Origin of the sequence: Levilactobacillus humaensis, from assembly GCF_024345185.1 — a bacterium.
GTDB lineage: Bacteria > Bacillota > Bacilli > Lactobacillales > Lactobacillaceae > Levilactobacillus > Levilactobacillus humaensis.
In genome coordinates, this window is record NZ_BROB01000060.1 from 1 (window position 1) to 1,665 (window position 1,665).

Annotated in this window: 1 protein-coding gene; it reads left to right on the forward strand. The window is 41.8% G+C overall.

What is annotated here, in order from left to right; all coding sequences use genetic code 11:
• Positions 1-238 precede the first annotated feature (238 nt).
• Positions 239-1,465 (forward strand): IS110 family RNA-guided transposase, encoded by a 1,227-nt coding sequence (locus tag OCU14_RS11195; RefSeq protein ID WP_261811090.1) that lies wholly within the window; start codon positions 239-241, stop codon positions 1,463-1,465.
• Positions 1,466-1,665 lie beyond the last annotated feature (200 nt).

Below are 1,665 nucleotides of genomic sequence, written 5' to 3' on the forward strand. Positions count from 1 at the left end.
AATTAAAAAATACTAAGCTTAGAGGCATAAGAGTTATCCGACGGGATGCTCTTATGCCTCTATTACTTTATAGTGGTAGTGAAGACAGGCCGTGGGCTTTTTAGGTCCTCGAGACCGTAATTAAAAATGGCCGCTTCACTGGTTTTAGTCAATTTGATCAAAGTATTTGGGCTCTTGAAGCCGTGTTTTGAAAACGAGATTACTAAGACATACGTGAAGACTTCAGAAGGATGGGTATATGATTATGCGAACAATTATTGGAATTGATGTGAGTAAGAACAAAGCCAACACTGCGATTGTGACAGATTTGGTCGTGGTTGAGGAGTCAGTTATCTCTCTAGATATGTTGGGTTTTAATGAATTGAAGCACGACGTGCTTCAATTCGGTGGTAAACCTGAGATTGTCTTTGAAGCAACTGGCGTCTACTCACGTCGCCTAGAGTATTTTCTCCAACAAGAACATCTGAACTATCATATTTTGAATCCACTAGTCGCTAAGAATCGCATCGCCACAGGCTCACGTCTCAGAAAGAATGATAGACGTGACGCCAGGAGATTAGCTATCACCGAGTTCACAGAACACTTAGAACCATACCTGTTAGCTTACAAGCAAGACTCAATCTATCGTGAACTGACTGACATGAATCGTTACTATGACCAACTCAATGAAGATAAGAAACGTGCTCGTAATCGAGCTCATCGCGTGTTACAACTTGTTTTCGCTTCATTCGGAGAAGCTAAAGATGGTTTTGATTTTGACAGCAAGTTAGCTTGGGAACTTCTGTCTCTCTTTCCTCACGCACAAATCGTCCGCGAAATCGGCGACCTTAATGAGTTGGAAAAACAAATAGTGAGGGCAGGCTTTAAGGGAGTCGGCCCTAAACGGGCTCATGATTCCTCACGAAAGCTATGGAAACTAGCAGCTAAAAACGGCGACGCCGTTGCCGTTAGTTCAGACAATACACGGCAGATGAGAATTCTAGCCAAACAAGTCCTGGCACTAGAAGCTGAGCAAGAACGGCAGGTTTCACGTATGACAGACTTGGGAAAGTCTCTACCAGAGTTCAGTCTCCTTCAAACGATTCCGGGAATTGGCAGTAGTACCGCCATCCGACTAATAAGTGAGTTAGGAGACATACGTCGTTTCCGCACTCGTCAGCAGTTAAACAGCTACGTAGGAATTGATACAACTGAAGTAGACTCTGGTGATCATCAATCAGCGCGACATATCACAAAACATGGTAATCCACACGCACGTAGGATTTTATACTGGACAGTTGTTCTTATGATTAATCCAAAAATGAGTAATAACCACATCCGAGATGCCTATCAAAAAAGACGAGAAGCCTCTTCCTCTAAGAAGAAACTTATCGTCCGTCAGATGGATCGCCTTATCAAAACAATCCTATACCTAATAAAAACGAATCAGCCTTACTCCTATGAGCTAAGCCCTCATTCGAAGTAGCATTCGTCATCACCTATCATACCAGCCTTGAAAAAAGATTAATACATCCAAGGCTTATTTGACTGGTTCTAGAGTAAGAAAAATAATTGGAATTGAGTATTGATTAGATGATGAAAGAGCTCGTCACCTAATCAATACTCAAGGTTCTTCACTGTAAATCGTTGATTTAATAACGTTCCTATTGACAAGCCGTAGAAAAA

What these genes read in the sequence shown, in the direction of transcription:
- OCU14_RS11195 (WP_261811090.1), top strand. Translation starts at nt 239, where the DNA reads ATGATTATGCGAACAATTATTGGAATTGATGTGAGTAAGAACAAAGCC.